This is a genomic window from Pseudoalteromonas sp. S3178, assembly GCF_005886985.1.
GTDB lineage: Bacteria > Pseudomonadota > Gammaproteobacteria > Enterobacterales > Alteromonadaceae > Pseudoalteromonas > Pseudoalteromonas carrageenovora.
The window spans coordinates 1-7,407 of record NZ_PNCW01000047.1 but is presented as its reverse complement, the minus strand read 5'-3'; the positions used below and the strand labels follow the sequence as shown (position 1 = coordinate 7,407).

The following is a 7,407-nucleotide window of genomic DNA, read 5'->3' as shown; positions in this document are numbered from 1 at the left end:
TAGCGAAAGCTGGGAAGTCCAATGTGACAACAGATTTAGAATCAAGCGTTTATTTAAATGGTGAAAAAGTAACAGGTGAGAATGACTACAGCGACTTTTTACCAAGCTTAAACGTTACCTATAACTACTCAGACGAAACATTATTCCGCTTTGCAGCTGCAAAAGTAATGCGCCGTGCAGATTTTAGTGAGCTAAGCCCAGCGTTTGATGTTAATAACGATATTACAGGCGCAACGCAAGGCTCTATTGATTTAGAACCATACCGTGCGACACAATACGACTTATCAGTAGAGCATTACTTTGATGAAGGTAACGTAATATCTTTTGCTGTGTTTTATAAAGATGTTGAATCTTTCTTAAGTAACGAAAGCAGCTGTCAGGCTTCATCTAGCACCGCGGGTCAAAACGTAACGCAGTGGAACCAAGTGTGTCAGCTAGATACCGCGGGTGTATCTCAAGATAACTTAGTTTACTCAGATACAACCGACTTCCCTGTTGATGCCGATGGCTTTAACCATGTTTCAGAGCTTCGCGATGCAGGCTTAACAGGTATTGATACCGTTAAAAACGTAAATGGCGAAAATGGCTCAGTTCAAGGTTTTGAAGTAGGTTACCAACAGTTCTTTACAAGCTTACCAGGTGCTTTTTCTGGCTTAGGTATCAACGCAAACTACACCTACGCAGACAGCGAACAACCTAATGGCAACCCACTGTTAGATATTTCTAAAAACACCTACAACTTACAGGTATTTTGGGAATACGAAGGATTCTCTACACGTTTAGCTTATAACTACCGCGATAGCTTCTTAGATAGTGAAAACGAAAAACGCGTTGAAAATATTAACTCAGACGGCAGTATTTCAGCAGAAGGTACAGTTTACGGTAACAACTACCGTGACGACCGCGGCCAGTTAGACTTCTCAGCAAGTTGGGACATTAACGAAAACGTGACCTTAGTAGGCAATGCAACTAACTTAACTGGTGAGCCTTCTATCTACCTATCTGAACTAGGTGGTGCTTGGAAGTACACCGAAGCAGACCGCAGATACAGCTTTGGTATCCGCGCTAAGTTTTAATTTCCCTGAAAACTAAAGCCTGCTTTATGCAGGCTTTTTTAATTCAAAAATAGCTGTGTTAAAGCACAATTGAATTACTTTATGATTAAAGTTTAAATACTCCCTCCTCCCGAAAAGTAATTTTTCACCTTTAAAGCCAACTTGCAGCTTAACCATAAAGTATCTAGTATTCAGAAATCGTGCTTAAATTTGGTACAAAAAAGGATTTCTAATGTCATTCGAATATATACCTAAAGTATTACACACATTAGCTTTAATGTTAGCGTTAACTGCGTGCGGCTCTGGAGGTAATGACTCAAAAATAGCTGAGAATAAAGAAACACTAACATCACCACCAGTATCTAATAACAATCCACAAGGTGATTATAAAATAATTATTTACGGTAATAGCCATAGTTCAAGCTTAGGTGCTTTATTAGAAACCATAATTACACATCAACTATCTAATACCTCAGTACAAACAATGACTGTTGGCGGGCGGTTTTTAGATGAAATCGCTGCGGTAGACGTAAATGTAGATAAACTAAGTGAAAGTAACTGGAGTCATGCTATTTTTCAAGGACAGAAATACTCGCAATCAGGAGCCGTTGACTACCCAACCGATGCGACCGAGCGCTTGATCTCAGTTGCTAAAGAACAAAAAATAACTCCCATATTATTTCCAGAACATCCGCAAAAGGGCAACCCTGCGGAGGCAAAACAGGTATACGATCTACATTTATCAATAAGTACAAAGCAGCCTAGCTGCGTCGCGCCTGTTGGTTTTGTATGGAACCGAGTATTAGAAATAATGCCGAGCGTAAATCTTTATAATGCAGATGGAAATCATGCTTCATACGCAGGTAATGTACTCACTGCGATGGTTTTTTACGAAATAATTACCTCAGAGCTAGCCGATACCATGAAATTTGATGCAGATATAAATTTAAGTCAGCAAGAGCAAGCTATGTTTGCACAAGTAGTAACTGAAGTACTTAATTTGTACCCAGCATGTGGCGCTCAATAAAAAAGATTAAATGGTTTTAGGGCGTGTTTTGAATAAAAGTAATAATAATTAATACAGATGCTCAATAGCTCACAGCCTAGGCCAACATCAAAAATAGACGTGTATATTTAAAAGTAGTGGTAAATAAGTAACTATCTCAGAACTACTCATTTACCTCTGCTTTAAGTTACCCTACGATTTAGGGTAATTAGATGGAAAAAACGCGCGTTTGGCTTCTTCATCAAACTCTTTTTTAAAGGCCACATCGATGCCAATTTTACGTGCACGAGCAACCGCTGGACGGCTATCAATGCTTTCAAACCAACGTTTTAAATTAGGGTATGGTGCTAAACCTTCTTCACCTAATACAACTGGTGCTTTATCAATCCAACCCCAAGCAGATACATCAGCAATGGTGTATTCATCACCCACTATAAAGTCGCGACCTTCAAGGTGTGTATCAAGCACTTCGTAGTGGCGCTGTGCCTCACGCAAGTAACGGTTAACAGCGTAATCAAGCCCTTCTGGCGCCATGTGTCTAAAGTGTACACTTTGCCCTGAGTATGGGCCTAAACCTGATGCAATAAACATTAACCATGAAAGCATTTCAGCGCGGTCTTCAGCTTTGCCTTCTAGCTTTGCATATTTTTCAGAAAGGTACATTAAAATAGCATTCGAATCGAACACACGAGTTTCACCATCAACAATTGCTGGCGCTTTAGCGTTTGGATTAATTGCTTTAAATTCAGGTGTATGTTGCTCACCTTTTAAAGTATCAAGTGGAACAAGTTCAAACGGCAGCCCTGTTTCTTCTAAAAACAAAGCAACCTTCATTGGGTTAGGTGTATGGTGAAAATAAAATTTAATCATGAAACGCTCCTAAAAGTAGTGGCTACAATTAAATCATAAATTGAGCAATCGTTCAAATAACAAAAATAGTTAGCTAAAGTACTTAACCAAACTACTCACTAGCATTAACCCTGCGCCGATATACGCAAATATAAAGCGCGCCTCTTCTTGCGCCTTTTTAATAAATGCCATGGCAAAAGTAACTACAATAATAGTTACACTTAATGCTATGCCATATAAAAAAGAACCACAAAAGTGAGGTAAAACAGCAAGTAAGCACGCAATAATTAATGCGCCATAAAAAGCTACAAGCATATGAGCATTTAGCAATACACCCAGTAAAGCGAATACAAACGCAAAAGCATATAAAATTACAATGTGCCTAGGCCACTCGTAACTTAGTGGATGTTTAAAATTAAAGCTTGTAGAGTTTAAACTAGTAACCGCAGATGAAGTCGCGTGTATAAAAATACTAACTAATAAAGCCCCAATAAAAAATGCAGCAAATGCCGAGACAGCACCACCGCCTGTATACCCTGCTTTCTCTTTTTCTATCACTATAACCACAACACTCAGTGCCGCACTGAGCTGAAACCATTGCCAGTAATCGTTGCTAAAAAGGGGGATTGCAGCAAAGCCAATTACGGGGGCTAGTATTTTGGCTTCTTCGTTTTTGTGTAATAAATAAAAAGCCATAATAGCTATATAAAAAAGTGCCGTTATATCGGGCATATAAATAACTTCCTTGTAAACATTTAAAGTAAATTTTAACTGTTGCGCTTATTAAGCATCGCTTTTAAATCAGCGAACGGGGAATGCGTTGCAGCCTCTACTTTTGGCTCAGTAGACGACCCGCCATACATAATATGCTCGTGGTATTTATTATGCTCATTGTCATGACAATAAATGCACAATAACTCCCAATTACTGCCATCCTCAGGGTTATTACTGTGGTTATGATCTATATGATGCACCGTTAATTCACGTAAGTTTGAGTACTCAAATTCACGAGCACAACGACCACAAACCCAAGGGTATAACCTTAAAGCCTTTATTCTATAACCTTCCTCTTGCTTCATATAAGCCAGAGGTACATGGCTGGTCTTACTCATAATATTCCTGCTTCATATGCGCTTATAGTGTTTAACAACAAACTTAATGTAAGTGCTCCAACCTATACTTTTCATCATGTGGTAATTATATATTTATCGCAGGGTATAATAAAAAACTAACTAAGCAAGCCATTATTAGCTACTACGGTGGCGTGAGCAACACGCGGAAGCTTTGCTCGGTTTTTACTTAGCCCACTAGGTTACAAACCTCGCGCCGCGATTTAATCGCCCCTAGATTGAACAAATTTCAATCCACTAAGATCAACACGCCCTACTTTAAAAAGAAGTTTTTGAGGCTTTGCATAATACGTAATGTGCAGTAATAACTATTTAATTAAAGGGTCATTTTAATTATTCAGCATTTATTGCTTCAAGCGCATGTTCATTTACATGATTAATTAACTGAGGAAAAAATGCTAAAAATACCGCTTCTAATTCATGGTAGTTACGCGTTATATCCTCAGCAGTACCTGCAAAGTTATTAGTAAAACGAATGCGTTTGGCTATATTATCGAGCGCAAGCCCTACTCCATTAATTGTTTCGTACTCTTTAAACCAATCGTTTTTAGTCATACTGGTTACAACCTGTTGCATGCGCGGCGGCATAATAGGCATACATTTATTTAAAAGCGCAAAGCTATTGCACTTAAAGTCGCTTAAAGGCTGCTGATTAAAGCGCTGCCAATGCATAATTAAAAAGTGATCAAACACCACGTCAATAGCCACACCAGCAAAGCGCTTTCGCTCGGGTGAAAAGTACTGTTTGGCTTCTTTTACTAACGGGTGAGAGTCGGTAAATTTATCGACTAAGTAATGGTTGTTTAGCGCGTTTTTAACTGTGTTTGGCAATTGTTCTACATGCCTTTTGCCACCAAAATCACCCAGTAAATTTCCAAAGTGCGAATCGGCTGTAGGCTTTGCTAAATAAAGGTGAGCTAAATAATTCACATGTCCTCGTTTTGGTAGTTAATACATTTTGATGGTAACTTAAATTTATCTAAAATTCAGATGCCGGCCTTTCAAAGTAAAACAATAAAAGCACCAAACGTTATAAACGCCCTTGCCAATTACAATTGTGTTTTATTAATTCAGTAAAGGGTCAGCCTTATTTTGTTATCACTACTGATCATTTTTAGGTGCGCATAAATCGTAAAATACTTTGCTAATTTTCTTTTTATATTGCCCTGCTATTTGCAGATATAGGCCTTACATGGATTACCAAAACAACTTTTTAAGTCAATCACAACACGCTGCACTGCAACAAGCGCTAATCAATACCAAGCTTTTAAGCTGCCTTTCAGTAAATAGTGAAGATGTGCCTTCGCTTGAGCAACAAGCTTATGGGGCTATTGCAGTTACGCTTTATCGTTTTAATTTACAAAAAATAAAATGGTCGTCGTTTTTAAAAGCGGCAATAAACTCAGCTACCAATACCTGCCAATGGTTAACCACCGAACTTGTAAGGTGCCAGCAAGAATACAAAGCCCAACCAAACGACGCTGTAATCATTGAGCAAAGTGCATTTTTTAACGGAATTTTTAGTGAAGAACTCGCCTACATTAACGCCTTACTAGGTACTGAAACGCAAACTTAATATTATTGCTAAGCATAAGTAAAACAACCTTTAGTTAATAGCTGTGCTTTTCATCCTCAAACGTCTATCGGTACGTAAATTGCTGTTATTAAGATTCTTACTTTAAGAGTTAACAACTAATAACTCTGCCGCTATTAAATAAAACGAGGACAATATGAGTAATAAACAACTAATTACGACGATAGGTATAGGTCTCGCTGCTGCTTCTGCAGGTATGTTAACAAGGAAAACTTTACAAAAGTCGTGGGAAAAGGTTACCAACGAACCAGCCCCAAAAGACAAGCCAAGCGAAAAAACCGATCTTAAAGAAGCCGTTACATGGGCGGTAGTCTCAGGTATTGGAGCCGGCGCTGCAAGAATGGCCGTACGTTATGTACTAGATAAGCGCAAATCTAAGTAGCCAAAATCAGCCACTCTTATAAACAAATACCTCTTATAAATACTTATTTTTATAAGAGGTATTTGCTGCTAGCTTTATAAATAACGCGGATGCAAACACGCTTAATCAAATCAATAATATTGATTACTCTATTTAAAAATTAGCACAAAAAAAGGTGAAACTAAGTTTCACCTTTTTTATTAAATCGATAAATAATTATGCAGTAGACACGTTACTTGCCCCAGCATTGTTAAGTATTTCTTCAATAGCGTTTTGATTATCGCTACTGTACTTAACACCAATTAAAATAGAGCCTTTTTCAATCGCATCTTCATAATATTTAATTTCGTGCTCAGGAATAAACGCACCTATTGCAGCACCTAAAGTACCACCAACAGCAGCGCCTGCGCCACCAGCAGCAAATGCAGCCACTAATGGGCCAGCGACTAGTAAACCTGTACCACCTGTTGCAACAGTTCCTACAGCAGTAAAACCACCTACAATTGCAGCAATAATACCACCCGAAGCTGCGCCTAAAATTCCACCTTCAGCAGCTTTAGTTCCTTCATCAACAGCAAAATCTTCCTTTGCGTATGAGTCGTTGGCTACAACACTTATATCGGCTTCACTAACGCCTAGCGCTTCTAATCTATAAATAGCCAGTGTTGCTTGTGATGCATTATCAAATAACCCAGTAATAACGGTACTCATAATAACTCCTTTTTAAATTTAAAAAATACACATATTACTAAGCAAAACCTAAACCATATATTTAATCACTAAAAATCAGTACATTACACATAAAACCAGTACTAACCAGCTTATTTAAAAGGTAAAAGTTGCTGAGCTTTGTAAAAAACTCCTACCTAAAAACTAAACTTACTGGCAAACAGCACACAGCTTTCATAAAAATAAAGTTATTACTTACTCCAGGTAATTTCGGCTAATTGATTGGTCGCTGTTTGATGAATAATGAGGCCATTATTACCCATACGCATGTGCCTAATTAGGCCAGAGTAAACGCCTTCTTTACTCGGAATTTGCCAGCTCTGCATGGTTTCGGTATTAAGATCAAACCTAACTAACGTTTCGGGGCGTTTAGCCGACTCATTAAACCAAATAGCGTTATCGGCATATTCAATGGCATACGGGTGGCTATTTTTACCGCTTGGGTTATCCCATTGGGTGATATTGCCGTTTTTAGGGTTATAGCGGCCAAGTTTACCCATGCCAGAGTTTACATAAAACACCATATCATCAGGCGTAATAGCAAGGCGCCTAGTATGGGTTCTAGGGCGTGTTGATCTTTGTGGATTGAAATTTGTTCAATCTAGGGGCGATCAAATCGCGGCGCGAGGTTTGTAACCTAGTGGGCTAAGTAAAAACCGAGCAACAAAGAGTTAATCGTCCCT

The 7,407-nt window shown here is 38.5% G+C and carries 10 protein-coding genes; 4 read left to right on the top strand and 6 right to left on the bottom strand.

Translation table 11 applies throughout. From position 1 onward, the window contains the following. Positions 1-1,076: TonB-dependent receptor domain-containing protein (locus CWC11_RS13760; RefSeq protein WP_171038432.1), on the top strand; the 1,076-nt coding region annotated here is incomplete at its 5' end. Positions 1,077-1,287: 211 nt separating this feature from the next. Next, a complete protein-coding gene (locus tag CWC11_RS13755; protein WP_138683149.1) occupies positions 1,288-2,082 on the top strand; it encodes a hypothetical protein in 795 nt (264 codons plus the stop codon). 171 nt (positions 2,083-2,253) lie between these two features. On the opposite strand, the gene CWC11_RS13750 is transcribed toward CWC11_RS13755, so the two are convergent. The 4 genes from CWC11_RS13750 to CWC11_RS13735 form a co-directional block, all read right to left on the bottom strand. Further along, positions 2,254-2,931, bottom strand: a complete 678-nt coding sequence (locus CWC11_RS13750; protein WP_138683148.1) for a glutathione S-transferase family protein — start codon at positions 2,929-2,931, stop codon at positions 2,254-2,256. A 69-nt stretch (positions 2,932-3,000) separates the two neighbouring features. Continuing rightward, positions 3,001-3,642 (bottom strand): hypothetical protein, encoded by a 642-nt coding sequence (locus CWC11_RS13745; RefSeq protein ID WP_138683147.1) that lies wholly within the window; start codon positions 3,640-3,642, stop codon positions 3,001-3,003. Between the two features lie 35 nt (positions 3,643-3,677). Beyond that, a complete protein-coding gene (locus CWC11_RS13740; RefSeq protein WP_138683146.1) occupies positions 3,678-4,022 on the bottom strand; it encodes a YajD family HNH nuclease in 345 nt (114 codons plus the stop codon). A gap of 351 nt (positions 4,023-4,373) precedes the next feature. Next, on the bottom strand, positions 4,374-4,970 hold the full coding sequence (locus CWC11_RS13735) for an acyl carrier protein phosphodiesterase (RefSeq protein WP_138683145.1): 597 nt from the start codon (positions 4,968-4,970) through the stop codon (positions 4,374-4,376). 262 nt (positions 4,971-5,232) lie between these two features. Between CWC11_RS13735 and CWC11_RS13730 the strand changes: the two genes are divergently transcribed. Then, positions 5,233-5,616 (top strand): hypothetical protein, encoded by a 384-nt coding sequence (locus CWC11_RS13730; RefSeq protein ID WP_138683144.1) that lies wholly within the window; start codon positions 5,233-5,235, stop codon positions 5,614-5,616. A 154-nt stretch (positions 5,617-5,770) separates the two neighbouring features. Further along, positions 5,771-6,016, top strand: coding sequence for a DUF4235 domain-containing protein (locus tag CWC11_RS13725; protein WP_058547062.1), 246 nt, complete (start codon positions 5,771-5,773; stop codon positions 6,014-6,016). 195 nt (positions 6,017-6,211) lie between these two features. On the opposite strand, the gene CWC11_RS13720 is transcribed toward CWC11_RS13725, so the two are convergent. Together CWC11_RS13720 and CWC11_RS13715 are read right to left on the bottom strand one after the other, a co-directional pair. Further along, positions 6,212-6,706 carry a hypothetical protein gene (locus CWC11_RS13720; RefSeq protein WP_138683143.1) on the bottom strand — a complete coding sequence of 165 codons (495 nt, stop codon included), beginning with the start codon at positions 6,704-6,706 and terminating at the stop codon, positions 6,212-6,214. A gap of 209 nt (positions 6,707-6,915) precedes the next feature. Continuing rightward, a complete protein-coding gene (locus tag CWC11_RS13715) occupies positions 6,916-7,248 on the bottom strand; it encodes an NHL repeat-containing protein (RefSeq protein WP_249330743.1) in 333 nt (110 codons plus the stop codon). Positions 7,249-7,407: the final 159 nt, after the last annotated feature.

What these genes read in the sequence shown, in the direction of transcription:
- CWC11_RS13715 (WP_249330743.1), bottom strand. Translation starts at nt 7,248, where the DNA reads ATGGTGTTTTATGTAAACTCTGGCATGGGTAAACTTGGCCGCTATAAC.
- CWC11_RS13745 (WP_138683147.1), bottom strand. Translation starts at nt 3,642, where the DNA reads ATGCCCGATATAACGGCACTTTTTTATATAGCTATTATGGCTTTTTAT.
- CWC11_RS13740 (WP_138683146.1), bottom strand. Translation starts at nt 4,022, where the DNA reads ATGAGTAAGACCAGCCATGTACCTCTGGCTTATATGAAGCAAGAGGAA.
- CWC11_RS13720 (WP_138683143.1), bottom strand. Translation starts at nt 6,706, where the DNA reads ATGAGTACCGTTATTACTGGGTTATTTGATAATGCATCACAAGCAACA.
- CWC11_RS13730 (WP_138683144.1), top strand. Translation starts at nt 5,233, where the DNA reads ATGGATTACCAAAACAACTTTTTAAGTCAATCACAACACGCTGCACTG.
- CWC11_RS13725 (WP_058547062.1), top strand. Translation starts at nt 5,771, where the DNA reads ATGAGTAATAAACAACTAATTACGACGATAGGTATAGGTCTCGCTGCT.
- CWC11_RS13755 (WP_138683149.1), top strand. Translation starts at nt 1,288, where the DNA reads ATGTCATTCGAATATATACCTAAAGTATTACACACATTAGCTTTAATG.
- CWC11_RS13750 (WP_138683148.1), bottom strand. Translation starts at nt 2,931, where the DNA reads ATGATTAAATTTTATTTTCACCATACACCTAACCCAATGAAGGTTGCT.